Origin of the sequence: Paracoccus sp. TRP (genome assembly GCF_000185925.1) — a bacterium.
GTDB lineage: Bacteria > Pseudomonadota > Alphaproteobacteria > Rhodobacterales > Rhodobacteraceae > Paracoccus > Paracoccus kondratievae.
In genome coordinates, this window is the sequence record NZ_AEPN01000005.1 from 101,485 (window position 1) to 124,562 (window position 23,078).

At 63.7% G+C, this 23,078-nt stretch carries 23 protein-coding genes; 20 read left to right on the plus strand and 3 right to left on the minus strand.

All coding sequences use genetic code 11. The annotated features are described in order from the left end of the window. Positions 1-8 precede the first annotated feature (8 nt). The 3 genes from PARACOCCUSGL_RS0104835 to PARACOCCUSGL_RS0104845 all read left to right on the plus strand — a co-directional run bounded on the left by PARACOCCUSGL_RS0104835 (position 9) and on the right by PARACOCCUSGL_RS0104845 (position 2,861). Positions 9-1,385 carry an MATE family efflux transporter gene (locus PARACOCCUSGL_RS0104835; RefSeq protein ID WP_010393676.1) on the plus strand — a complete coding sequence of 459 codons (1,377 nt, stop codon included), beginning with the start codon at positions 9-11 and terminating at the stop codon, positions 1,383-1,385. 31 nt (positions 1,386-1,416) lie between these two features. Then, complete coding sequence (locus PARACOCCUSGL_RS0104840) at positions 1,417-1,653, plus strand: Lrp/AsnC ligand binding domain-containing protein (RefSeq protein WP_010393678.1); 237 nt, start codon at positions 1,417-1,419, stop codon at positions 1,651-1,653. A 104-nt stretch (positions 1,654-1,757) separates the two neighbouring features. Continuing rightward, entirely contained in the window at positions 1,758-2,861 is a 1,104-nt protein-coding gene (locus PARACOCCUSGL_RS0104845; protein ID WP_029371528.1) for a pyridoxal phosphate-dependent aminotransferase, read from the plus strand. Here PARACOCCUSGL_RS0104845 and PARACOCCUSGL_RS0104850 read toward each other — a convergent pair. After that, positions 2,853-3,335, minus strand: coding sequence for an Lrp/AsnC family transcriptional regulator (locus PARACOCCUSGL_RS0104850; RefSeq protein WP_010393682.1), 483 nt, complete (start codon positions 3,333-3,335; stop codon positions 2,853-2,855). The genes PARACOCCUSGL_RS0104845 and PARACOCCUSGL_RS0104850 overlap by 9 nt on opposite strands. A 123-nt stretch (positions 3,336-3,458) precedes the next feature. Here PARACOCCUSGL_RS0104850 and PARACOCCUSGL_RS0104855 point away from each other — a divergent pair, with 123 nt between their 5' ends. The 7 genes from PARACOCCUSGL_RS0104855 to ggt all read left to right on the plus strand — a co-directional run bounded on the left by PARACOCCUSGL_RS0104855 (position 3,459) and on the right by ggt (position 11,988). Next, the gene (locus PARACOCCUSGL_RS0104855; RefSeq protein WP_010393684.1) at positions 3,459-3,803 is read left to right on the plus strand and encodes a DUF2849 domain-containing protein; all 345 of its coding nucleotides are present in this window, start codon (positions 3,459-3,461) and stop codon (positions 3,801-3,803) included. Beyond that, a complete protein-coding gene (locus PARACOCCUSGL_RS0104860) occupies positions 3,796-5,451 on the plus strand; it encodes a nitrite/sulfite reductase (protein ID WP_010393687.1) in 1,656 nt (551 codons plus the stop codon). Before PARACOCCUSGL_RS0104855 ends, PARACOCCUSGL_RS0104860 begins: the two co-directional genes overlap by 8 nt. Beyond that, positions 5,444-6,175: a phosphoadenylyl-sulfate reductase gene (locus PARACOCCUSGL_RS0104865; RefSeq protein ID WP_010393690.1), complete on the plus strand. Its 732-nt coding sequence runs from the start codon at positions 5,444-5,446 to the stop codon at positions 6,173-6,175. Before PARACOCCUSGL_RS0104860 ends, PARACOCCUSGL_RS0104865 begins: the two co-directional genes overlap by 8 nt. Beyond that, positions 6,172-6,543, plus strand: a complete 372-nt coding sequence (locus PARACOCCUSGL_RS0104870; protein WP_010393693.1) for a DUF934 domain-containing protein — start codon at positions 6,172-6,174, stop codon at positions 6,541-6,543. Before PARACOCCUSGL_RS0104865 ends, PARACOCCUSGL_RS0104870 begins: the two co-directional genes overlap by 4 nt. A gap of 52 nt (positions 6,544-6,595) precedes the next feature. Beyond that, a complete protein-coding gene (locus PARACOCCUSGL_RS0104875) occupies positions 6,596-7,432 on the plus strand; it encodes a ferredoxin--NADP reductase (protein WP_010393694.1) in 837 nt (278 codons plus the stop codon). A 118-nt stretch (positions 7,433-7,550) separates the two neighbouring features. Next, on the plus strand, positions 7,551-10,106 hold the full coding sequence (gene topA / locus PARACOCCUSGL_RS0104880; protein ID WP_010393696.1) for a type I DNA topoisomerase: 2,556 nt from the start codon (positions 7,551-7,553) through the stop codon (positions 10,104-10,106). Positions 10,107-10,248: 142 nt separating this feature from the next. Then, positions 10,249-11,988: a gamma-glutamyltransferase gene (gene ggt, locus PARACOCCUSGL_RS0104885; RefSeq protein ID WP_010393698.1), complete on the plus strand. Its 1,740-nt coding sequence runs from the start codon at positions 10,249-10,251 to the stop codon at positions 11,986-11,988. Here the strand turns inward: ggt and PARACOCCUSGL_RS0104890 are convergent. After that, positions 11,982-12,329 (minus strand): DUF488 domain-containing protein, encoded by a 348-nt coding sequence (locus PARACOCCUSGL_RS0104890; RefSeq protein WP_010393699.1) that lies wholly within the window; start codon positions 12,327-12,329, stop codon positions 11,982-11,984. The genes ggt and PARACOCCUSGL_RS0104890 overlap by 7 nt on opposite strands. A 237-nt stretch (positions 12,330-12,566) precedes the next feature. Between PARACOCCUSGL_RS0104890 and PARACOCCUSGL_RS0104895 the strand changes: the two genes are divergently transcribed. After that, positions 12,567-13,145 (plus strand): hypothetical protein, encoded by a 579-nt coding sequence (locus tag PARACOCCUSGL_RS0104895; RefSeq protein ID WP_010393701.1) that lies wholly within the window; start codon positions 12,567-12,569, stop codon positions 13,143-13,145. Here PARACOCCUSGL_RS0104895 and PARACOCCUSGL_RS0104900 read toward each other — a convergent pair. After that, entirely contained in the window at positions 13,142-13,576 is a 435-nt protein-coding gene (locus PARACOCCUSGL_RS0104900; protein ID WP_010393703.1) for a YbgC/FadM family acyl-CoA thioesterase, read from the minus strand. The genes PARACOCCUSGL_RS0104895 and PARACOCCUSGL_RS0104900 overlap by 4 nt on opposite strands. A 271-nt stretch (positions 13,577-13,847) precedes the next feature. Between PARACOCCUSGL_RS0104900 and tolQ the strand changes: the two genes are divergently transcribed. The 9 genes from tolQ (at position 13,848) to PARACOCCUSGL_RS0104945 (ending at position 23,022) form a co-directional block, all read left to right on the plus strand. Next, on the plus strand, positions 13,848-14,543 hold the full coding sequence (gene tolQ, locus PARACOCCUSGL_RS0104905) for a protein TolQ (protein WP_010393705.1): 696 nt from the start codon (positions 13,848-13,850) through the stop codon (positions 14,541-14,543). Between the two features lies 1 nt (position 14,544). Then, entirely contained in the window at positions 14,545-15,015 is a 471-nt protein-coding gene (locus tag PARACOCCUSGL_RS0104910; protein WP_010393708.1) for an ExbD/TolR family protein, read from the plus strand. Between the two features lie 4 nt (positions 15,016-15,019). Beyond that, positions 15,020-16,531, plus strand: coding sequence for a hypothetical protein (locus tag PARACOCCUSGL_RS0104915; protein WP_010393710.1), 1,512 nt, complete (start codon positions 15,020-15,022; stop codon positions 16,529-16,531). A gap of 76 nt (positions 16,532-16,607) precedes the next feature. Further along, a complete protein-coding gene (gene tolB / locus PARACOCCUSGL_RS0104920) occupies positions 16,608-17,918 on the plus strand; it encodes a Tol-Pal system beta propeller repeat protein TolB (RefSeq protein ID WP_369750405.1) in 1,311 nt (436 codons plus the stop codon). A 22-nt stretch (positions 17,919-17,940) separates the two neighbouring features. Further along, positions 17,941-18,450 carry a peptidoglycan-associated lipoprotein Pal gene (pal, locus tag PARACOCCUSGL_RS0104925; RefSeq protein ID WP_010393715.1) on the plus strand — a complete coding sequence of 170 codons (510 nt, stop codon included), beginning with the start codon at positions 17,941-17,943 and terminating at the stop codon, positions 18,448-18,450. After that, complete coding sequence (locus tag PARACOCCUSGL_RS0104930; protein WP_050804158.1) at positions 18,450-19,370, plus strand: tetratricopeptide repeat protein; 921 nt, start codon at positions 18,450-18,452, stop codon at positions 19,368-19,370. The genes pal and PARACOCCUSGL_RS0104930 overlap by 1 nt, the downstream gene beginning before the upstream one ends. Then, positions 19,360-20,595: a tRNA lysidine(34) synthetase TilS gene (gene tilS / locus PARACOCCUSGL_RS0104935; RefSeq protein ID WP_010393718.1), complete on the plus strand. Its 1,236-nt coding sequence runs from the start codon at positions 19,360-19,362 to the stop codon at positions 20,593-20,595. The genes PARACOCCUSGL_RS0104930 and tilS overlap by 11 nt, the downstream gene beginning before the upstream one ends. Before the next feature lie 60 nt (positions 20,596-20,655). Further along, complete coding sequence (gene ftsH, locus PARACOCCUSGL_RS0104940) at positions 20,656-22,554, plus strand: ATP-dependent zinc metalloprotease FtsH (protein WP_010393720.1); 1,899 nt, start codon at positions 20,656-20,658, stop codon at positions 22,552-22,554. Between the two features lie 153 nt (positions 22,555-22,707). Then, entirely contained in the window at positions 22,708-23,022 is a 315-nt protein-coding gene (locus PARACOCCUSGL_RS0104945) for a chorismate mutase (protein WP_040601711.1), read from the plus strand. The last annotated feature ends 56 nt before the right edge of the window (positions 23,023-23,078 follow it).

Here is a 23,078-nt window from a genome sequence, read left to right on the forward strand (position 1 = left end):
GCAGACACATGAATTTTGTCCGCTATATCCCCCATCTGCGCGCAACACTGGCGCTGGGTCTGCCGCTTGTCGGCAGCCACCTTGCGCGCATGGCCATTCATGTCGCCGATACGGTGATGATGGGGTGGTATGGCGTGACCGAGCTGGCCGCGTTGGTCATCGCGGTGTCGTTCTTTAACATCCTGTTCTTTCTGGGCATGGGGTTCGGCATCGGGGTCATGGGCCTGATCGCCACCGCCATTGCGCGGGGGGATGAGGTCGAGGTCCGCCGTTCGGCCCGCATGGCGCTGTGGCTGTCGGTGATCTATGCCGTGCTGGTGTTGCCGGCGATGTGGTATTCTGGCCCGATCCTGCTGGCTGTCGGACAAAAACCCGATGTCGCCCAGCTGGCCCAGGACTATCTGCGCATCGAGGGTGTCGGCCTGATCGCCGTTCTGTGCCAGCTGACGCTGAACAGCTATCTGGCGGCGATGGAGCGTACGCAGGTCGTGCTGTGGATCGCGCTTGCCGGGTTGCCGGTGGTGATTTTCCTGAACTGGGTGCTGATCTTTGGCAATATGGGCATGCCGGAAATGGGCGTGCGTGGGGCGGCGATTGCGGCGGTCGTTGTGCAATATGTGGGGCTGCTCGCGATCGCGGCCTATGCCGCATGGCTGCCGGTGGCACGCAAATACCGGCTGTTCCAGCGCTTTTGGCGCCCGGACCGGGCCGAGATGCGCGCGGTCTTTTTGCTGGGTCTGCCCATCGGTCTGACCATGGTGGCCGAGGGTGGGCTATTTGTCGGCTCGAACGTGATGATGGGCTGGATCGGCACGCGAGAGCTTGCGGCGCATGGAATTGCGCTGCAGCTGGCCTCGCTGACCTTTATGCTGCATCTGGGCATGTCGAACGCAGCCACCGTGCGCGTCGGGCAGGCCAAAGGCCGCGGCGATGCGCTGGGGATGCGTGATGCGGGAATTACGGTGACCGTGGTTTCGGCCGTGATCGCGGTACTTGCCGTTGCAGCATTCGAGCTGTTTCCGCGCCAATTGGTCGGGCTGTATCTCGACGCGACCCATGCTGAAACCCCGGCTATCATCGAGATTGCGGCGGCGCTGCTGTTTTACGCAGGTCTGTTCCAGCTGACCGATGCCATGCAGGTGATCGGGCTGGGGCTTTTGCGCGGGGTGCAGGACACCCGGGTTCCCATGGTCATTGCAGCAGTCAGCTATTGGCTGGTCGGCATCCCGGTTGCCTATGGCCTGGCCTTCATTGCGGGGATCGGTCCGGCCGGATTGTGGCTGGGGCTGGTGGCGGGGCTGACCTGTGCTGCGGTCCTGCTGATGCGCCGCTTCTGGCGCGGACTTGCGCGGGGGGACTGGACCCGCGCCGTGCCGACGGTCTAGTCTGTCGCCGTCTGAGATCAAGAGGATCGCCATGCGCCCGGTTTTTGTCCAGTTCCGCTGCTCGCCCGGCAAGACCTATGAGGTCGCTGATGCGATCTATGACCGCGAGGTCGTGAGCGAGCTTTACTCGACCTCGGGTGATTATGATCTGCTGGCCAAGATCTATGTGCCCGAGGATCAGGATGTCGGGCGTTTTCTGTCGGAAAACCTGTTCGACATTCCCGGCATTGTCCGGACGCTGACGACGATCACCTTCAAGGCGTTCTAGGTCCGGCTTTCCGGGGGCTTTGTCCCATGGATATTTAGACACGAAAGAAGCGGAGGCGAGGGGCACCCTTGCGCGCGGATCGCGATTGGGTTTTCTGTTGCGGCATGACACGTTTTCGTTTCGCCCCTATTCCCGCCGGACTGCCTGCGACGGTCCCCTTTACCGGTCCCGAGACGCTGGAGCGTCGGCGCGGTGCGCCCTTTCGCGCCCGGCTGGGGGCGAATGAGAACGGCTTTGGCCCCTCTCCCAAGGCGGTCGAGGCGATGGCGCGCGCGGCGGCCGAGGTCTGGAAATACGGCGATCCTGACAGCCATGATCTGCGCCATGCTTTGGCGGCGCATCATGGTGTTGCTCCTGAGAACATCATGCTGGGCGAGGGGGTTGACGGGCTTTTGGGTCTGCTCGTGCGGCTGATGGTGGCCCCGGGCGAAGCGGTGGTGACTTCTGAGGGTGCCTATCCGACCTTCAATTATCACGTTGCCGGTTTTGGTGGACGGCTGAGCAAAGTTTCCTATCGTGACGATGCCGAGGACCCCGATGCCCTGATTGCGGCAACGCGTGAGACCGGGGCGCGGCTTGTCTATCTGGCCAATCCCGACAACCCGATGGGCAGCTGGCACGAGGGGGCGCGGATCGAGGCGATGCTGGATGATCTGCCCGAAGGCAGCCTGCTGGTTCTGGATGAGGCGTATGCTGAATTCGCCCCTGTTTTGGCCATTCCCCGGATTGACCCGGAAGATGCGCGGGTGATCCGGTTCCGGACCTTTTCCAAGGCCTATGCCATGGCCGGGATGCGCATCGGCTATGCCATCGGTCCGGCCGAGCTGATCGCCGGGTTCGACCGCATCCGCAACCATTTCGGCATCAGCCGAACCGCCCAGATTGGTGCTCTTGCCGCGCTGGAGGATCAGGACTGGCTGGGCCATGTGCAGGCCCAGACCGCCGCGGCCCGTGCCCGGATCGCCGGGATTGCAGCTGACAACGGGCTGAGCGCCCTGCCTTCGGCCACGAATTTCGTCACCATCGACTGCGGCCGCGATGGCGCCTTTGCCCGCGCCCTGCTTGAGGCGCTGGCGAGCGAGGGCATCTTTGTACGCATGCCCGGCGTTGCACCGCTTGACCGCTGTATCCGCGTCTCATGCGGGCCTGAGGCAGAGCTTTCTGCTTTTGCCGAGGCGCTGCCGCGCGCGCTGGCCGCCCTAGCTTAGAGGCAGGGCGGTCGTCGCCTTGAGCTCTTCCATCGACAAAAGCGCGGTGACGTTGTGGATCCTGACCTCTGAGATCAGCGCCTGATAAAAGCGGTCATAGGCGCGCGCGTTGCGGACCCGGACCTTAAGGATGTAGTCGATGTCGCCGGCCAGGCGGTGCGCCTCGATCACCTCGGGGCGCGAGCGGACGGCGGACAGAAAGCGTCGCGCCCATTCGGGGTCATGCTCGCTGGTGCGGATCAGCACGAAGAAACAGGCGTCGAGCCCAAGGGAATCGGGGTCAAGCAGCGCGACCTGGGCGCGGATCACTCCGGCCTCGCGCAGCTTGCGAATCCGGTTCCAGACCGGGGTCTTGGACGCCCCCACACGGGCCGCAATATCGTCCAGCGACAGGGTCGCGTCCTCTTGCAGCAGGGACAGGATTTTGCGGTCAGTGTCGTCCAGCCGGATGGGTGTTTGTCGCTCGTCGCTCATTGTGAAATTGCGTCCTGACTATTTGCGCCATTACGGGACATGTTTCTTATTTTTCTGGCCCACTCGTCAATATGGGGGATTTTTTTCTATATAGACAGGACAGGAAACGAAAGGCAAAGGGCCATGTCCAAAGGCTTTACCCCATCCCCCGCGACCCCCGCCGTCATTACCGCCAATGATCTGCGTCAGGGCCATTGCGTGTGGATGCGCGACGGGGGCTGGACCGCTGACCCGCGTGAGGCCGATCTGTTCGAGGATGAGGCCATCGCCGATCTGGCGCTGCTCGACGCTTTGTCGCAGGGCAATATCGTCGTCGGCCCCTACCTGGCCGAGGCCCGCCGCGGTCCCGATGGCCGCCCCGAGCCCACGCATTTCCGCGAAGCGTTCCGCCGCCGCGGTCCGTCCAATTATTTCCACGGCAAGCAAGCCGAGTTCGCCCAGTCCGAAGTCGAGGCCAGCAATGTTTGACGCGCGTCCCCAGCACAACGAATACCTGCGCCACCGCGCCCAGCAATTCCGCCAGCAGGTCGAGCGGCGCTTGAACGGCAGCCTGACCGAGGATGAGTTTCGCCCTCTGCGGCTGATGAATGGTGTCTACCTGCAGCTGCATGCCTATATGCTGCGGGTGGCCATTCCCTATGGCACGATCAGCCCCGACCAGATGCGCACGCTGGCGCTGCTGGCCAAGAAATGGGACAAGGGTTACGGTCACTGGACCACCCGCCAGAATATCCAGTTCAACTGGCCGAAGCTGGTTGATATCCCGGATATGCTGGACGCTTTGGCCGATGTCGGGCTGCATGCCATCCAGACCTCGGGCAACACGATCCGAAATGTGACGACTGATGCCTTTGCCGGCGCGGCTGCTGACGAGGTTGCCGATCCGCGCCCTTATGCCGAGTTGCTGCGGCAATGGTCCACCGACCATGGCGAATTCCAGTTCCTGCCGCGCAAGTTCAAGATCGCCGTCTCGGGCGGCAAGAGGGACCGCGCGGTCATCGCCGCCCATGACATCGGCCTGCGCCTTAAGCGTAACGAGCAGGGTGAACTGGGCTATCAGGTCTGGATCGGCGGCGGGCTGGGCCGTACGCCCTTGCTGGGGCAGGTGGTGCGTGAGTTCCTGCCCGAAGGCGATCTGCTGCCCTATGTCGAGGCGATCATCGCGACCTACAACCTCTCGGGCCGGCGCGACAACAAATACAAGGCGCGCATCAAGATCACCGTGGCCGAGCGCGGCCTTGACGTGATGCGCGAAGAGATCGAGGCCGAGTTTGAGCGTCGCCGCAAGGTCTTTACCGGCGTCGATCAGGACCTGCTGGCCGCGCTGAAAAGCCTTTACGCCCCACCAGCCTTCCGTAACGAGCCCGAAGGTGATTACGAACAGCACCGCGCGGCAAATCCGGCCTTCCGCAGCTGGACCGACACCAACCTGTCGGCCCATAAGGTCGATGGCTATGCCAGCGTCACCGTCACCTTTAAGGCACCGGGCGCGACGCCGGGCGATGCTTCGGCTGAACAGATGCGCCTGCTGGCCGATCTGGCCGAGCGTTACGGCCATCACGATCTGCGCATCAGCCATGAACAGAACGTGGTCCTGCCGCATGTTCACAAATCGGACCTGTTCGCGGTCTATCAAGAGCTGAAGGCAGCCGGTCTGGCCACCGCCAATGCCGGGCTGATCAGTGATATCGTTGCCTGCCCGGGCATGGATTACTGCACGCTGGCGACTGCCCGCTCGATTCCGATCGCACAGGACATCGCCGAGCATTTCCGCGCCCGTGGTCTTGAAGAAGAGATCGGCCAGTTCAACATCCGCATCTCGGGTTGCATCAACGCCTGCGGCCATCATCACCTGGGCCATATCGGTATTCTGGGCCTCGATCGTGCCGGGGTCGAGAACTATCAGATCACGCTGGGTGGTGACGGTTATGACATTCCGGCCATTGGCCAGCGCGCCGGCGCTGGCTTCCCGGCCGAAGAGGTGGTGCCGGCCATCGACCGCGTCATCAACGCCTATCTGGACCTGCGCGAATCGCCTGAAGAGCGCTTTATTGACACCTATCGCCGTGTAGGGGTGGCTCCGTTCAAGGCGGCGCTGTATCCGGCCGATGCTTGATCAGACGCTGGATGCCCGCGCCGCGCGGCTGAACGACCGCTATCGTCACCATGCCGCGACCGAGGTGTTGCGGCGTGCCCTGCGCGACCCCGATCTGGGCGAGACGGCGCTGGTTTCCAGCTTCGGTTCGGAATCGGTGGTGCTGCTGCATATGGTCTCGGTGGTGGCGCCGGGGACTCCGGTGTTGTTCATCGACACGATTATGCTGTTCCAGGAGACGCTGGATTATCAGCTTGAGGTCACCGAAAAGCTGAAGCTGACCGATGTGCGGGTGGTCCGCGCGACCGAGCGTGAGGTGGCGTTGAACGACCCCGACGGCACGCTGCACCAGTTCAACGCTGATGCTTGCTGCGATCTGCGCAAGACCGTACCGCTTGAACGTGAGCTGTCCAGGTTCGACGCCTGGATCACGGGACGCAAACGCTTTCAGGGCGGTGCCCGCAAAGAGCTTGAGTTCTTTGAGGCCGAGCCTCCGGCGCGGCTGCGCATCAACCCTCTGGCGCATTGGCGGCCGCAGGACGTTCAGGACTACATGGCCGAAAACAACCTGCCGCGTCATCCTCTGGTCGCCAAGGGTTACGCCTCGATCGGCTGCGCACCCTGCACCTCGCCCGTCAGACCAGGCGAAGACCCGCGCGCAGGGCGCTGGCGGGGCAGCGCCAAGACCGAATGCGGCATCCATTTCATCGGCGGGCGCATGGTCCGCACAGGAGCAAAGGCATGAGCGAATTCTTTCTGGTCCGCGATGACGGTTTCCACCCCCATGACGGGGCCGAGCCGGTTGTCCTGGCGCCGGATACCGATCCGGACAGCCTTGACGGCTATCTTGGTCATGAGCTGATCGCCATCGACTTTCCGGCCATGACCGACGGACGCGGCTTTTCGCTGGCCCGCATTCTGCGCGAAAAGGGCTATCAGGGCCGGCTGCGCGCGGTTGGCGGGCTGATTGCCGATCAATATGCCATGGCGCGTCGCGTGGGCTTTGACGAGGTGCAGATCCCGGCTGCGCTGGCCGAGCGCCAGCCGCAAGAGCAGTGGCTGTATCGTGCCGATTGGCAGGTCTGGGACCATCGGTCGCGGCTTGCTGGCTGAACCCGGGGTTTCACCCCGCCCCCTCATGCATTAGATAAACCGGGACCCCGATATGACGTTGGATCTTTCCGTGGATATTGCCGCCAAACCCGCCAAGACCCTGCCCGATGCCCAGACCGTGACCTCGGTCCGGCACTGGACGGATCGCCTGTTCTCGTTCCGGGTGACGCGACCGGCGTCCCTGCGCTTTCGTTCGGGCGAGTTCGTGATGATCGGCCTGCCCGATGACAATGGCAAGCCGATCCTGCGCGCCTATTCCATTGCCTCTCCGGCATGGGATGATGAGCTTGAGTTCTACTCGATCAAGGTGCCGGACGGGCCGCTGACCTCGCGGCTGCAGAACATTCAGCCGGGCGACCAGATCATCCTGCGTCCCAAGCCCGTCGGCACGCTGGTTCTGGACGCGCTTCTGCCCGGCAAGCGGCTGTGGTTCCTGGCGACCGGCACAGGCATTGCGCCCTTTGCCTCGCTGATGCGCGACCCCGAAACCTATGAGCGGTACGAGCAGGTGATCATGATGCACACCTGCCGCACCGCGGATGAGCTGACCTATGGTCGCGAGCTGGTCGAGAACCTGCGCCACGACCCGCTTTTGGGTGAGCTTTACGGTGAAGAGTTCTTTAACCGGCTGCTTTATTACCCGACGACCACGCGGGAAGAGTCGCCCTTTATGGGCCGGATTACCGATAACCTGACATCGGGCAAGGTCTTTGCCGACCTGAACCTGCCGCCGATGGATGCAGCGAATGACCGCGCCATGATCTGCGGCAGCCTTGCCTTTAACACCGACGTCAAAGCGGTGCTTGAGGGCTTTGGCCTGCGCGAAGGCGCCAACAGCGAACCGCGCGAATTTGTGGTCGAAAAGGCCTTCGTGGGCGACGGGATCTGATTTGGCACAGCCCGAAACCCTGAATTTTCAGGGATATTCGGGCGGGACGGCAGGCCGGCGTTGACAGTTCGTCGGCTGCCCCCCATGTTCCGGCGCCGAATCAAGCGAAGGAATCTTCATGCCTGTCGTCGTCGTTGAATCTCCGGCCAAGGCCAAAACGATCAACAAATATCTGGGCGACGACTATACCGTTCTGGCCTCGTTCGGTCATGTGCGCGACCTGCCGCCCAAGGATGGCAGCGTCGATCCCGAGGCGGATTTCGCCATGAAATGGGAGGTCGCGGCCGAATCGAGAAAGCACGTCAAGGCGATCAAGGACGCGCTGGCTTCGGACCCGACCCTGATCCTTGCCACCGACCCTGACCGCGAAGGCGAGGCGATTTCCTGGCACCTGCTTGAAACCCTTGCCCCGGCGCTGAAGAAAGGGGCCGAGGTCAGCCGTGTCACCTTTAACGCGATCACCAAATCCGCAGTGACCGAGGCCATGGCGAACCCCCGCCAGATCGACCAGCCGCTGGTCGATGCCTATCTGGCGCGGCGGGCGCTGGATTACCTTGTCGGTTTCAACCTGTCTCCGGTCCTGTGGCGCAAGCTGCCGGGTGCGAAATCGGCAGGCCGGGTGCAATCGGTCGCCCTGCGCATCATCGTTGACCGCGAGATGGAGATCGAGGCCTTCAAGGCCCGGGAATACTGGACCGTCCACGCCCGGCTTGCGACGCCGCGTGGCGATGAATTCGATGCCAACCTGACAGTTTTTGGCGGCAGGAAGCTTGAGCGTTTCGACCTGGCGACCGAAGAGCAGGCGAAATTGGCTGTCACTGCCATCACCTCGCGCGATCTCAAGGTGCTCAGCGTTGCGGCCAAGCCTGCCAGCCGCAATCCGTGGCCGCCCTTCATGACCTCGACCCTGCAGCAAGAGGCCAGCCGCAAGCTGGGTCTTGGCGCGCGGGCTTGCATGTCCGCGGCGCAGCGCCTCTATGAGGCGGGCTATATCACCTATATGCGAACCGACGGCATCGACATGGCGCCCGAGGCGGTGATGGCGGCGCGCGATGCGATCAGGGCGCGGTTCGGCGCCGAGTACCTGCCGAAATCGCCGCGCATGTACAAGAACAAGGCCAAGAACGCGCAAGAGGCGCATGAATGTATCCGTCCGACCGACATGATGCTGTCGCCGGACCGGTTGCCGGTTTCGGACAAGGATCAAAAGGCGCTTTACGACCTGATCTGGAAGCGGACGCTGGCCAGCCAGATGGAATCGGCGCGGATGGAGCGTACCACGGTCGAGATCGGCTCGGCCGATGGACAGGTCGGTCTGCGGGCCACTGGTCAGGTGATGCTGTTTGACGGCTTTCTCAAGATCTATGATCAGGGCCGCGACGACGAAGAGGATGAGGACGGCCGCCGCCTGCCGCTGATCCACGAGGGCGAGACCCCCGAAAAGCGTTCGGTCACGTCCGAACAGCATTTCACCCAGCCCCCGCCGCGCTATACCGAGGCAACGCTGGTCAAACGCATGGAAGAGCTGGGGATCGGCCGGCCTTCGACCTATGCCTCGATCATCGGCACGATCCAGGAACGCGACTATGTCCGCAAGGAACAGAACCGCCTGATCCCCGAGGATAAGGGCCGCCTGGTCACGATCTTTTTGCAAAAATACTTTCCGCGCTATGTCAGCTATGACTTCACCGCCAATCTGGAAGGTGAGCTGGACGATATCTCGTCGGGCGAGCGGGCCTATCGTGAAGTGCTGCGCCGCTTTTGGCGCGATTTCACCGCGGCGCTGGAAAGCACGGCGGATCTGCGTATCGGCGAAGTGCTTGAGGCGATTGACGACGCGCTGGCCCCGCATCTTTACCCGCCGCGTCCCGATGGTTCGGACCCCCGCGAATGCCCGCTGTGCCACAAGGGGCGGCTGCATCTGAAAACCGCGCGTTCAGGTGGGGCGTTCATCGGGTGTTCAAACTATCCCGAATGCCGCTTTACCCGGCCGATCAGCTCGCCCGAGGGCGAGGTCATGGGCGACACCGTCCTGGGCGTCGACAATGGTGATGAGATCAGTCTGAAGAACGGCCGATTTGGCCCCTATGTCCAGCGCGGCGAGGCGACGGCCGAGAATCCCAAGCCGCCGCGCGCCTCGATCCCCAAGGGTTGGGATACCGGGTCGGTCGATCTTGAGCGGGCGCTGGCGCTGCTGGCCCTGCCGCGCGAAATCGGCCCCCACCCCGAGGACGGCGTGCTGGTCGAGGCCGGGATCGGCCGCTATGGCCCCTATGTCAAACATGGCGCGACCTATGCCAACCTGCCCGATGTGGACGAGGTGTTTACCATCGGCATGAATCGCGCGGTCGAGGTCCTGGCCTCGAAACGGGGTCGTGGCCGGGCGGCGCCCGCTGCACCTTTGGCCGAACTGGGCGAGCATCCCCAGGGCGGGCCGGTGCAGGTGCTTGATGGGCGTTATGGGCCCTATGTCAAATGGGGCAAGGTCAACGCCACGCTGCCCAGGGATCTTGCCCCCGGCGATGTCACGCTTGAGCGCGCGCTTGAGCTGATTTCGGAGAAAGCGGCGAAATCGGGCAAGAAGCCGGCCAGGAAAGCTGCGGCGAAAAAGCCGGCAGCCGTCAAAAAGCCTGCTGCCAAGAAGACGGCCTCAAAGGCGAAAAAAGCCGAGTAACGGCGTTCCCCCGGTGGTGGGGGCGCTGACCGGGACCGGATGCGGCGATCCTTTGCCGCATCGCAGGCTTGCGGCATATCGCTTTTGACCTTCGCCATTCTGCTGCTAGGCTCGCCCCTGCGCGGGTCAAGCAGAGGGCGTGATGAACAAACGAATTTTCAAAACGGGCAGCATTGCAGCATTCGCCTTGGCAGTCGGCATCAGCCAGCCTGTCATGGCGCAAGAGTCGGCGTTCTTTGATCCGATGGATCGCATCCATCCGGTCTGGGCTGAAAATGGCATGGTATCGGCCCAGGAGCGGCTGGCGGCCGAGATCGGCCGTGATATTCTGGCCAAGGGCGGCAATGCGGTCGACGCCGGTGTGGCGGTGGCCTTTGCGCTGGCGGTGACGCTGCCACGGGCAGGCAACATCGGCGGCGGTGGTTTTATGCTGATCCATGACGCCAAGACCGGCCAGACCCACGCCATCGACTATCGTGAGATGGCGCCGCAGGGTGCCTCGCGCGATATGTTCCTGAATGCGGCGGGTGATGCCGACAGCGACAGGTCGCTTTACAGCGGCGCGGCATCAGGGGTGCCGGGGACGGTCGCGGGGATGAAACTCGCGCTTGAGAACTATGGCAGTATGGAATGGGCCGAGGTCATCGCCCCGGCGATCCGGCTGGCCGAAGAGGGGATCTCCGTCACGCCCGAGCTTGCCGACAGTATCGAGGCCGAGCGTGAGCATCTGGAGAAATTCCCCTCGACCGCCGCGGTCTTTTTCAAAGAGGGCGGGGAAGCCTATCGCCCCGGCGACCAGCTGGTGCAGGCCGATCTGGCCAAAACGCTGAAAAAGATCGCTGCCGGAGGGCCGGACGGTTTCTACAAGGGCGAGGTGGCCGAGGCTATCGCCAAGGCCGTGCAAGAGGCGGGGGGCGTGATCACGCCCGAAGATATGGCCGCCTATAAGCCCATCCTGCGCGAACCCGTGCGCGGAACCTACCGCGGCTATGAGGTGGTCTCGATGCCGCCGCCGTCTTCGGGTGGGGTACACCTGATCCAGATCCTGAACGCGCTTGAGGGCTATCCGATCGGGGCGCTGGGGCAGAACTCGGGTGCGACGATTCATCTGATGGCCGAGGCGATGAAGCTCGCCTATGCCGACCGCTCGGAATATCTGGGCGACCCGGATTTTGTCGATGTGCCGGTAGAGGCACTGACCAGCAAGGATTACGCGGCCGAGATGCGCCGCAAGATCAGTGCTGATTTCGCCACGCCCTCGGTGATGATCAAACCGGCCGGTTTGGCCCCCTATGAATCCGACCAGACCACGCATTTCTCGGTGGTGGACAAGGACGGCAATGCGGTCTCGAACACCTATACCATCAACCTGAATTATGGTTCGGGGCTGGTGGCGGCGGGCACCGGCGTTCTGATGAACAATGAGATGGACGATTTTTCGGCCAAGCCTGGGGTGCCGAATGCCTTTGGCCTTGTCGGGGGCGACGCCAATGCCATCGCGCCGGGCAAGCGGCCGCTGTCGTCCATGACGCCGACCATGGTGCTTAAGGATGGCAAGGTCTGGCTGGTCACCGGCTCGCCCGGCGGGGCACGGATCATCACCACGGTTCTGCAGGTGATCATGAACATGATCGACCACGGCATGAACGTGGCCGAGGCCTCGACCGCGCCGCGCGTCCATCACCAATGGCTGCCTGATGAACTGCGGGTCGAAGAGGGGATCAGCATTGACACCGTCCGCGTCCTGCAGGCCAAGGGTCATGCCGTGGCGCTGAAAGAGGCGATGGGTTCGACCCAGTCGATCATGCGCGACCCCGAGACGGGTTCGGTCTATGGCGCCTCGGACCCGCGCCGGCCGGATGCGGCGACGGTGGGTTACTGAGCCAGATAATCGCGCAGGGCGACGGCGTTGTTATGTTCGCCGTCCCTTGCACCATAAAGCAGCGTCACCGGCCCTGCGTCGATCAGGTCGCGCAATTGCTGCAAGGGGCCGGGGTTCGCATCAAGTTCGGCGGCGTAGCGGCGGCGGAACTCGTCCCACTTTGCCGGGTCATGGCCGAACCAGCGGCAAAGTCCGGCCGAGGGCGCGATTTCTTTCAGCCACAGATCCGCAGCCAGAGCCTCGCGCCGGATACCACGCGGCCAAAAGCGATCGACAAGCACGCGTCTGCCCTCATGTGGCTCGGGTTTGTCATAGGCGCGACGCAAAATGATTTCGTTCATGGCGCACCTCTTTACAGCGTAGCCGGTTATGGTTTGGCAGGTTTTCGCTGCGTTGACTAGCTGTGCGAAACTGGCCAAAACGGCCCCGGTCAGCGTGGGAAAGGAGCATGAGCATGATCATCTCTGGTGCAATGAGAGGCATCGCCAACCGCGCAACCTGCGACACGACAAGGGCGGGCATCGCCTGCTGAAGGCACCCGGCGCCAAGGTATTCACCGGTCAAGGAAAGGCGACATCATGCTCGATGCCGAAGGGATCGCAGCGCTCTTCACGCGCGAGGGGCAATATCTCTGCGCGCGCTGGGGACGGCCGGTTGCGCCGGTGATCTTTGGCCTGACCGATGAAAGTCTGGCGGTCTTTCGTGACGCCACCCGGGCCGTTCTGGCCCATGCCCGCCACCCGATTGCCGATACCGATCCCGAGATGGGCGCGAACATGCTGACCTTTTTCGTGCGCGACTGGGATGAGTTGCAGGGTGTACCCGATCTGGACCGGCTTACCGGCCAAAGCGGGCTGCCCGAGCGGTTAAAGGCCAGCGCCGCTGATCAATACCGGCTGTTCCGCTTTGATGCCGACGGGGCGATCCGGGCCTGTATGGCCTTTGTCAATATGGGCGGCGCGCTGGCTGACGCCCATCCGGGCCAACTGGCCGAGACGCTGGCGGTGCGCGCGATGCTGTCCTTTACCCGCGATGTGGTACCGACGCCGGAACTCGCCAGCCTGATCCGCGCGGCCTATGACCCGGTCATGCCCGCCGTGGCGACCGATCCATCACATGCGCTGCGGCTGGCGGCGCGAATGGATCGTGAAGGCTAGAGGGGGCTGTCTGCCAGATAAGGCGACAGTTTTTCGATCAGGGCTGCTGGTATCCGTGCCGCGCGCATCTGGGCGTTGATATGGGCCAGCTCAATCTCGATCTGCACCAGCATTTCCTTATCGCGGTAGAATGCGTGGCGAATGCGCAGGCTCGCGCCCCGGATGGCGATGACCGAGGATTCGCAGCGGATCAGATCGTCAAGCCGCGCCGGCCGCTGCCATGAGATCGAGGCGTTGCGCGCGACGAACTGCCCGCCCTCGGCGCTGACCAGCGGATAGCCGACATGGCGCAGCAGCTCCGAGCGGCTGCGCTCGGCGAACTCCATGTATTTTGAATGATAGACGATCCCGCCCGCGTCGGTTTCAGCGTAATAGACCCGGTAGGTCTGGACAAAGACGTTTTCGGCCTGCACGGGGGATGTAGACGGCATGTTCCGGGTTTCCTTGTTCTTTGGGGACAGGGCCCAAGGACATGAAATCAGCGTCCGCAGGTGCGGGGCGGCTCATGCCCTGCTAGCCAGATTGCCCCTTTGGGTCAATGCGGGCGCCCCCTTGGACCGATGTGGCGGGATCGCCGCGGATGGCTGTTCTCGCGGTCAATTGACGCAGATTTGACGCAAGCCGGCTTTGCCCCGTTCGGCGGTTCTGTTAACTGCCCATGCAGAAGCCGCACGTCAGCGGCCCAAGGACAGGCCGAATTCCATGGAACAACTCGCCGGAGCCGGACAGCCGGTCGATTTCTCGCTTATCGCGCTTTTCGCACGCGCCTCGCTGACCGTTCAGATCGTCATGGTGATCCTGATCCTCGCCTCGTTCTGGGGCTGGGCGATCATCATTCAGAAGTTCATCACCTTCAACGCCGCCCGGCGCGAGGCGGATCGCTTTGACCGCGCCTTCTGGTCGGGTCAGCCGCTGGATGATCTTTACGACCGGATTGGCGAAAATCCCTCGGGTCCTGCCGAACGCATCTTTTCCTCGGGCATGGCCGAATGGCGCCGCAGTTTGCGCGACGACGGCAATCTGATCGCCGGTGTAACCGCGCGTATCGACCGGGCCATGAATGTCGCCATCAACCGCGAAAATGATCGCCTGACCCGTGGCCTGCCCTTCCTTGCCACGGTCGGTTCGACCGCGCCCTTCATCGGGCTGTTCGGCACCGTCTGGGGCATCAAGACCGCGTTTGAAGAAATTGCTATCTCGCAAAACACGTCGCTTGCCGTGGTTGCGCCGGGCATTGCCGAGGCGCTGGTTGCGACCGCGCTGGGTCTGCTTGCGGCTATTCCGGCGGTGATCTTCTACAACAAGCTCAGCTCGGATGCCGACCGTATCACCGGTGGCTATGAGTCCTTCGCCGACGAATTCTCGACCATACTTTCACGCCAGCTGGACGACGAATAAGATGGGTGCCGGGGTCGTCAAACGCAGCCGCAACGGCAGGGGCAGGGCGCGCGGGCGCAGCCAGCCGATGGCTGAAATCAACGTCACGCCCTTTGTGGACGTGATGCTGGTGCTGCTGATCATCTTTATGGTGGCGGCACCGCTCCTGACCGTGGGCGTGCCCCTGGAGCTGCCCAAGACCGCCGCCCAGGCCGTGCCGGCCGAGCCGGAGGAACCGCTGAGCGTCTCGGTCACGCCCGAGGGGCCGATCCTTGTCATGACCACCGAAGTCCCCGAGGATGAACTGGTCAGCCGTCTGCGCGCTGTCGCCACCGAACGGCAGAGCGACAAGATCTATCTGCGCGCCGACGGCTCGATCCCCTATGCGCGGGTGATGGAGGTGATGGGCGCGCTGAACGCGGCGGGCTTTAACAACATCGTTCTGGTGACCGATGCCGGCGGGCCGCGTATGGATGCGGGTGGGGAAGGCTAGGACGATGGACCGCGCTGAACGCATCGGCTTCTGGGTCTCGGGCGTCGCCCATGCCGGACTGCTGGGCGCGGCGCTGGTGGGCGGCGCGCTGTTCCGGCCCCAGCCGCTGGAGGCCGTGCGCATGGCCGAGGTCGCAACCATGACCGAGGCCGAATTTCAGTCCCTTGCCGCCGCAGCCGCCGGGCGCGGGCCGGTGTCGGACGAGGCTGCGACTACGCCCGCGCAACCGCGCCCGCCCGCCGATGAGAACCGGCTGGGCGAGATCGAGGCGACGAGTCCGCCTGATCCCGATGCGACGGCGGCTGAGCTGTCGCGCCCCTCGGACCGGCCCGAGGCGCGTCCGGACCTGTCAGATTTCGAAAACGCCAGCCGCCCGGTCGAGGTGGCGACCGACACGCCGCGTCCGACCGAGCCTGACAATGCCGTCGAGCTTGCGGCGCTACCGCAAAGTCAGGATCGGCCCGACCCGGCCCGCAACCCGGCACAGCCGCAATCTCCGGCCCCGATTCCGCAGCGTTCGGCGCTGGCTCCGGTTGACTCGGTGCGCCCGCGTGGCCGTCCCGAGGGGCTGGCCGAGGCCGTTCAGGCCCGCCGCGCCGCTGCCGAGGCTGCCCGTGAGCGTGAGCAGCTTTTGGCCCGCGAAGAGGCCGAGGCTGCTGCTGAACGTGCCGCCGCGGCCAAGACTGAGGAAGCCGCCGCCAAACGCGCCGCCGATGAGCGCGCCAAGGAAGAGCGGCGCGAGACGGAACGTAAGCAGGCCGAAGCAGAAGCCGCCCGTAAGGCCGAAGCTGCCGCCGAGCGCGCGCGCCGTCTGGCAGCAGCCGAAGCGGCCGAGAAAGCCGAGGCTGACAAGGCGGCTGCCGAAAAACGCGCCGCTGAGCGTAAGGCAGAGGCCGAGCGCCGCGCAAAAGCCGAAAAGGCCGCCGCCGAGAAAGCTGCCGCCGAGAAAGCTGCTGCTGAAAAAGCAGAGGCAGAGCGCAAGGCCGCTGAGGCCAGGGCCCGCAAGGAGGCTGAGGAAAAGGCGGCCGCTAAGAAAGCTGCCGAGAAGGCCGCAGCCGAAGCCAGGGCCCGGGAAAAGGCCGAGGCCGAGCGCAAGGCAGCCGAAGCTGCCAAACAGGCCGCGCTGGCCGAGGCGATGAAGGATCAGGGCTCGGCCGGTTCGGGTGGTGGCGGGGCTGCCGCGAGCGGTCCTCCGCTGAGCCAGGGCGAAAAGGATGGCTTCCGCGTCGCGGTCGAGGCTTGCTGGAACCGCGGCTCTCTTTCGACCGAGGCCAGCCGTACCACGGTTTCGGTTCGCTTCTCGATGGCCCCGGATGGCACGGTCGAAAAGGGTTCGTTACGCATGATCGGCCATGATGGCGGATCGGACGCGGCGGCGAAACAGGCTTATGAGGCCGCGCGCCGGGCGATCCTGATGTGCGAGCGTGGCGGCTACAATCTGCCGCCCGAGAAATACAACCGCTGGAAGGATGTCATCATCGACTTCAATGCCAGCGGCGGCGCGCGGGTAAAGTGACATGGTATCTCGCCGCGCGACACTTTATCCTGCAACCAAGACCTCCAGAGGGCGATTCATGTTGCGAAAACTTTTTCTGACTTCTGTCATGGCCCTTGCGGGGCTGGGGCTTGCTGCGCCGGTGTTTGCGCAGGACGGGCCGTTGCGAATCGAGATCACCGATGGCGTGATCGAGCCGATGCCCTTTGCTATCGCCCAGTTCCATGATGAGGGCGGGGCAGGCGAATACCTGCAACAGGTGCAAAGCCTGATCGCCGCCGACCTGACCGGGACGGGCCTTTTCCGCGAAATCCCCGCCAGCGCCCATATCGCGCGGCCTGAAAGCTTTGACGCACCGGTTTCCTACGAGGACTGGAAAGCGATCAACGCGCAGGCGCTGATCACTGGCGCCGTGCGGGTCGAAGGTGGCAAGGTCATCGTCAAGTTTCGCCTGTTTGACGTTTTTGCCGGTCAGCCTTTGGGCGATGGCATGCAGTTCGACGCGGCCACGGGCAACTGGCGCCGCGCTGCGCATAAGGCCGCCGATCAGGTCTATTCGCGCCTGACGGGCGAGGGGCCTTATTTCGACAGCCGTGTGGCCTTTGTGCAGGAAAGCGGTCCCAAGGATGCGCGCCGCAAGCGTATCGGCATCATGGATTATGACGGCGCCAATGTGAAATGGCTGACCGACGATTCAACTCTGGTGCTGAAGCCGCGTTTCTCGCCTGACGGGTCGCGGCTGCTTTACACCAGCTATGCCACGGGGTTCCCGCAGGCGATGGTCATGGATGTGAACACGCTGGCCACCCGCTCGCTGGGCTCGGCCCAGCAGGGCACGATGAGCTTTTCACCGCGCTTTTCGCCCGACGGGCGCTGGATCGTCTATTCGCTGGAAAAGAACGGCAATACCGATATCTATCAGATGGATGCCGCGACCGGTGCGCAGCGGGCGCTGACGAATGCCCCGTCGATCGAAACTTCGCCCAGCTACAGCCCCGATGGCCGCCAGATCGTGTTTGAAAGCGACCGTTCGGGTACGCCGCAGCTTTACATCATGGGTGCGAATGGCGGAGAGCCCAAGCGGATCAGCTTTGGCGAGGGGCGCTATGGGACCCCGGTCTGGTCGCCGCGCGGTGACATGATCGCCTTTACCCGGCAGGTCAGCGGCAAATTCCACATCGGGGTCATGCGCACCGATGGTTCAGAAGAGAAAATGCTGACGGAATCGTTTCTTGACGAGGGGCCGACTTGGGCCCCCAATGGGCGCGTGGTGATGTTCACGCGGGTGACACCGGGCGGCGACGGCGAGCCGCGCTTGCATTCGGTGGATATCACAGGGCGCAATATGCGTCCGGTCAAGATCAACGGTGCGGCCTCGGACCCCGATTGGGGACCGTTGCTGCCCTGAGGCGCGTGAAATGGACAGAGTTATGAAAACTTTCATTAAAATTGCCGCAGTCGGCGCCGTTTTCGCGCTGGCGGCCTGCGCCCGGCCTATGCCGGATGCGCAGGTTCAGGATCCCTATGCCGGGGCAGGCGGTGCTGGCGGCGTCGGGTCAACGGCGCTGCCGGGCACGGCTGAATATTTCAAGACCGCCGTTGGGGACACGGTTCTTTTCGCCGTTGACCAGTCGACGCTTTCGCCCGAGGGCCGGGTTATTCTGGCCAATCAGGCTGGCTGGCTGAACCAGAACCAGGGTTTCTCGGCGGTGATCGAGGGGCATGCGGACGAACAGGGCACCCGCGAATACAACCTTGCCCTGGGCGCGCGCCGGGCCAACTCGGTTCAGGAGTACCTGATTTCTCAGGGCGTGCCGCCGGGCCGTCTGCGCACGGTCAGCTATGGCAAGGAACGTCCGCTGGCGATCTGTTCGACTGAGGAATGCTATTCCAAAAACCGTCGGGCTGTGACTGTGGTCAGCCCCGGGGCAGGTATGTGATGACCGTCCGGGGCCTCAGGGGATTGATGCTTGCAGCCGGGCTTGCGCTGGCTGCGCTGCCGGCGATGGGGCAGGATGCGGGCACCCTGGCCGACATCCGGGCCGAGCTGAACCAGCTGTCGGCTGATCTGCAGTCGCTGCGGGCGCAGCTGGTTGCCTCGGGACCGGCCGGTTTCGCGGCGGCCGGAGGCGACAGCGCCATTGACCGCATGAACTCGATGGAAATGCGTCTGCAGCAGCTGACCGGCCAGACCGAGCAGTTGCAGAACCGCATCGACCGCATCGTCAGGGATGGTACCACCCGTATCGGCGATATCGAGTTTCGCTTGTGCGAGATGGAAGAGGGCTGCGATCTTGGCAGCCTGACCACGCCTCCGCTGGGCGAACAGGGCGGGACAGGTGCGCTGCCCTCCTCGGACCAGCAAGGTGCCTTGACGCAACCCAGGACCCCTGCGGCTGGGGTCGCCGTGACCGCGGCGGAAAAAGCCGATTTCGACCGGGCCCGGGAGGTGCTCGGTCAAGGTGACTTTCGTCGTGCTGCGGAGCTCTTTGCGGCCATCGCCGAAACCCATACTGGCGGTCCACTGACCGCCGAGGCGCTGTTCCTGCGAGGGGCGGCGCTTGACTCTGCCGGTGATCTTTCAGGCGCGGGGATCGCCTGGCTTGAAAGCTTTGCCGCCAATCCCAACGGACCACAGGCGCCCGATGCCCTTCTGGGCCTGTCCCGGGCCATGTCTGCCAAGGCCGGCCCGCAAGAGGGCTGCTATTACCTTCAGGAAATCCTTGCCCGTTTCCCTGATGCGCCACAGGCCACCGAGGCCGAAAAGCGCATCGCAAGCGCCGGCTGCGACGCCCCGGCCGAGGGCGAGCCCGGGGAGATGGACCCCGAGGCTGCAGCGGATCTTGTTGATGGCGGCTGAGCCCGCAACAGTCGAACCCCTTGTCCATACCGTGCTGGACCGCCTTGCCGGTGAACACCAGGCCATCGGCATCGCCCTGTCAGGAGGCGGAGACTCGATGGCCCTGATGCACCTTGCCCATGGCTGGGGGCGCAGACCACTGTTTGCCGCGACAGTCGATCACGGTTTACGCGCGGCCTCGGCTGATGAGGCACAGCAGGCCGGTCTGGCGGCAGCCTCACTTGGTATTTCCCACGAAACTCTGCACTGGACCTATGGCGGCGACGGCAATCTGATGGCGGCCGCGCGCGAAGGACGCCTGCGCCTGCTTTCCGACTGGGCGCGGCGGCGCGGGCTGTCAGCCGTACTTCTGGGCCACACGCTGAATGATCAGGCCGAGACGCTGTTGATGCGGCTTAATCGTGGAGCGGGGGTGGACGGGTTGTCAGCCATGGCCCCCGCGCGTGAGGCTATGGGCGTCACCTGGCTGCGCCCCTTGCTGGAGGTTTCGCGCGCCGATCTGCGGCAATGGTTACGTGGGCGCGGCATTTCCTGGGCTGATGACCCCTCGAACGAGAATGAGGATTATGAGCGTGTGCGTGTCCGCAAGGCCATTGCCGCGCTGGACCTGCCCATACGCCAGATCGCGCGTTCGGCGGCCAATCTTTCGATGGCGCGTGAGGCGCTGTGCGATTTTGCAGCGCGGTTGTCCGAGGGGGCATTCAGTCGCGCGGGGTCTCTGGCACTGCCATTGGATGCCTTTCGCGGTGCCCCGGTCGAGATCAGGCGGCGACTTCTTGTCGCAGGGCTGCGCTTTGTCAGTGGCGCGGCCTACCCCCCCCGGGGGGAGCCGGTGCTGCACGCGCTTGAGGCGCTGGCGGACGGTGCGCGTCTGACACTTGACGGGGTGATCCTGCAACCGCGCGATGGGTTTTTGCTGATGATCCGCGAACCCGCTGCTGCGCGGCGCAGCCCTCCGGTCGAGGGGGAGGGGGCGATTTGGGACCGCCGCTGGCAGATCAAAGGGCTAGAGCCGGGCCAGCAGGTCCGGGCGCTTGGCCACGAACCGCTGCCCGATCTGGAATGGCGCGCCTTGGGCCTGACCCGGGATGAGGCTGCAGCAACGCCGGGTATCTGGGCGGGCAGGAATCTGGCTGCTGCGCCAGCCCTGCAACCGGACATAAAGCTTACCGCGCAACCGCTGCGCGGGCTGGGCGAATTCCGCGCGTTGCTCTATACGCATTGAACCTGACGCCGGAATCCCTATTTTCAAGCGGAAGCCTGTTTACCCGCGGAGGACATGCCTTTGGGCAATGCGCGCAATATCGCCTTCTGGGTGGTTCTGTTTTTGATGATCCTGGCGCTGTTCAATCTGTTCAGCGACGGATCGGCTCAGATGAACAGCCGCCAGATCAGCTATTCCGATTTCATCCAGCGGGTGGAAAAGGACCAGGTCGCCGCCGTCACTATTGATGGCGAGAATGTCGGCATTACCGGCAAAGACGGCCAGCAATACTCGACCGTCCGTCCGCAGGGCGAAGAGCTGGCAAGCCGCCTGGTCGACCGTGGCGTCGATGTCCGGGTCGAGCGTCAGCAGCAATCCGGCTTCATGTCGCTTCTTGGCGTCTGGCTGCCCTTCATTCTGCTGATCGGCGTGTGGATCGTTTTCATGAACCGCATGCAGGGCGGCGGCAAAGGCGGGGCGATGGGCTTTGGCAAATCGCGCGCCAAGCTGCTGACCGAAAAGCACGGCCGCGTGACTTTTGACGATGTCGCCGGTATCGACGAAGCCAAAGAAGAGCTGGAAGAAATCGTCGAATTCCTGCGCAATCCACAGAAATTCAGCCGTCTGGGCGGCAAGATTCCAAAGGGTGCGCTGCTGGTCGGCCCTCCCGGCACCGGTAAGACGCTGCTTGCGCGTGCCATCGCGGGCGAGGCCGGCGTGCCCTTCTTTACCATCTCGGGCTCGGATTTCGTCGAAATGTTCGTCGGCGTCGGTGCGAGCCGCGTCCGCGACATGTTCGAGCAAGCCAAGAAATCCGCCCCCTGCATCGTCTTTATCGACGAGATCGACGCCGTCGGCCGCGCCCGTGGTGTCGGCATCGGTGGCGGCAACGACGAACGCGAGCAGACGCTGAACCAGCTGCTGGTCGAGATGGACGGCTTTGACGCTAATGAGGGCGTCATCATCATCGCGGCCACCAACCGCAAGGACGTGCTTGATCCTGCGCTGCTGCGTCCGGGCCGCTTCGACCGTCAGATCTATGTACCCAATCCCGATATCAAGGGCCGCGAAAAGATCCTTGCCGTCCATTCACGCAAGGTCCCCGTCGGCCCTGATGTGGACCTGCGCATCATCGCGCGTGGGACCCCGGGCTTTTCGGGCGCCGATCTGATGAACCTTGTGAACGAGGCTGCGCTGATGGCTGCCCGTATCGGTCGCCGCTTTGTCACCATGGAGGATTTCGAGAACGCCAAGGACAAGGTCATGCTGGGGGTTGAACGTCGCAGTATGGTGCTGACGCCCGAGCAAAAGGAAAAGACTGCCTATCACGAGGCCGGGCATGCCATCGTCGGGCTTAGCCTGCCGAAATGTGACCCGGTCTATAAGGCGACGATCATTCCGCGCGGCGGTGCCTTGGGCATGGTGGTTTCACTGCCGGAAATGGACCGGTTGAACTACCATAAGGACGAGGCCAAGGAAAAAATCGCCATGACGATGGCCGGCAAAGCAGCCGAGATCATCAAATATGGCGAAGAAGGCGTCTCGAATGGTCCGGCGGGCGACATCCAACAGGCCAGCCAGCTGGCCCGGGCCATGGTGATGCGCTGGGGCATGTCCGACAAGGTCGGCAACATCGACTATGCCGAGGCACATGAGGGCTATTCCGGCAATACCGGCGGCTTCTCGGTCTCGGCCGCGACCAAAGAGCTGATCGAGCAAGAGGTTCGCGACCTGATCGAGGAAGGCTACCAGACCGCATATCGCATCCTCACCGAGAAAAGCGAGGAATTCGAGCGTCTGGCCAAGGGCCTGCTGGAATATGAAACCCTGACGGGTGAGGATATCGGTCGCGTGATCCGGGGCGAGCCTCTGGGCGGTGACGATGATACGCCCGGCTCCTCGATCCCCTCGGTCAGCGCCATCCCGCGGGCCGGCGTGGCCACCCCGCCCTCGGATGCCGCGCCTCAACCCCAGGGCTGAGCCTGCGCGCTGATGAAATAGCCCCCGGTCACCAGGCCGGGGGCTTTTTGTTGTCTTCCAACGTGGTGACTGGCGGAAATTTGTCCTGTGCTGGGGGTCAGTCAGGGGCTGGCGGGGCTTGCACTGCCAGCCGGCGCAAGGCATGGGACAGACATGAACCGTCGCTACCCTGAACTGTCGCCGAACTCTGCCATGCCTGAACTGCGCGCGCGCATCGACGCGCTGGACGCGCAGCTGGTGGCGCTGCTTGCCGAACGTTCGGCGCTGATTGACGAGGCGGCACGGATCAAACTGCGCGAGAAACTGCCCGCCCGTATCGACAGTCGTGTCGAAGAGGTTGCTGCGAATGCCCGCCGCCTTGCCGGCAAGCATGGACTTGACCCCGATCTGGCTGAACGGCTGTGGCGGCTGATGATGGAGCATTTCATCGCGCAAGAGGATCGCGTCCTCTCCGCCCGCCCCGAGTGAAAGCCTCAGACGCTCCGACCGTCACTTACTGAACCGCACATGCAGCCTCTGGCCCG

Coding starts and splice junctions, on each gene's coding strand:
- PARACOCCUSGL_RS0104915 (WP_010393710.1), top strand. CDS start 15,020: ATGGACCGCGCTGAACGCATCGGCTTCTGGGTCTCGGGCGTCGCCCAT.
- PARACOCCUSGL_RS0104845 (WP_029371528.1), top strand. CDS start 1,758: ATGACACGTTTTCGTTTCGCCCCTATTCCCGCCGGACTGCCTGCGACG.
- PARACOCCUSGL_RS0104840 (WP_010393678.1), top strand. CDS start 1,417: ATGCGCCCGGTTTTTGTCCAGTTCCGCTGCTCGCCCGGCAAGACCTAT.
- PARACOCCUSGL_RS0104865 (WP_010393690.1), top strand. CDS start 5,444: ATGCTTGATCAGACGCTGGATGCCCGCGCCGCGCGGCTGAACGACCGC.
- PARACOCCUSGL_RS0104870 (WP_010393693.1), top strand. CDS start 6,172: ATGAGCGAATTCTTTCTGGTCCGCGATGACGGTTTCCACCCCCATGAC.
- PARACOCCUSGL_RS0104945 (WP_040601711.1), top strand. CDS start 22,708: ATGAACCGTCGCTACCCTGAACTGTCGCCGAACTCTGCCATGCCTGAA.
- ggt (WP_010393698.1), top strand. CDS start 10,249: ATGAACAAACGAATTTTCAAAACGGGCAGCATTGCAGCATTCGCCTTG.
- PARACOCCUSGL_RS0104855 (WP_010393684.1), top strand. CDS start 3,459: ATGTCCAAAGGCTTTACCCCATCCCCCGCGACCCCCGCCGTCATTACC.
- pal (WP_010393715.1), top strand. CDS start 17,941: ATGAAAACTTTCATTAAAATTGCCGCAGTCGGCGCCGTTTTCGCGCTG.
- PARACOCCUSGL_RS0104900 (WP_010393703.1), bottom strand. CDS start 13,576: ATGCCGTCTACATCCCCCGTGCAGGCCGAAAACGTCTTTGTCCAGACC.
- tolQ (WP_010393705.1), top strand. CDS start 13,848: ATGGAACAACTCGCCGGAGCCGGACAGCCGGTCGATTTCTCGCTTATC.
- PARACOCCUSGL_RS0104895 (WP_010393701.1), top strand. CDS start 12,567: ATGCTCGATGCCGAAGGGATCGCAGCGCTCTTCACGCGCGAGGGGCAA.
- PARACOCCUSGL_RS0104860 (WP_010393687.1), top strand. CDS start 3,796: ATGTTTGACGCGCGTCCCCAGCACAACGAATACCTGCGCCACCGCGCC.
- PARACOCCUSGL_RS0104890 (WP_010393699.1), bottom strand. CDS start 12,329: ATGAACGAAATCATTTTGCGTCGCGCCTATGACAAACCCGAGCCACAT.
- PARACOCCUSGL_RS0104910 (WP_010393708.1), top strand. CDS start 14,545: ATGGGTGCCGGGGTCGTCAAACGCAGCCGCAACGGCAGGGGCAGGGCG.
- PARACOCCUSGL_RS0104835 (WP_010393676.1), top strand. CDS start 9: ATGAATTTTGTCCGCTATATCCCCCATCTGCGCGCAACACTGGCGCTG.
- PARACOCCUSGL_RS0104930 (WP_050804158.1), top strand. CDS start 18,450: ATGACCGTCCGGGGCCTCAGGGGATTGATGCTTGCAGCCGGGCTTGCG.
- topA (WP_010393696.1), top strand. CDS start 7,551: ATGCCTGTCGTCGTCGTTGAATCTCCGGCCAAGGCCAAAACGATCAAC.
- PARACOCCUSGL_RS0104850 (WP_010393682.1), bottom strand. CDS start 3,335: ATGAGCGACGAGCGACAAACACCCATCCGGCTGGACGACACTGACCGC.
- tilS (WP_010393718.1), top strand. CDS start 19,360: ATGGCGGCTGAGCCCGCAACAGTCGAACCCCTTGTCCATACCGTGCTG.
- PARACOCCUSGL_RS0104875 (WP_010393694.1), top strand. CDS start 6,596: ATGACGTTGGATCTTTCCGTGGATATTGCCGCCAAACCCGCCAAGACC.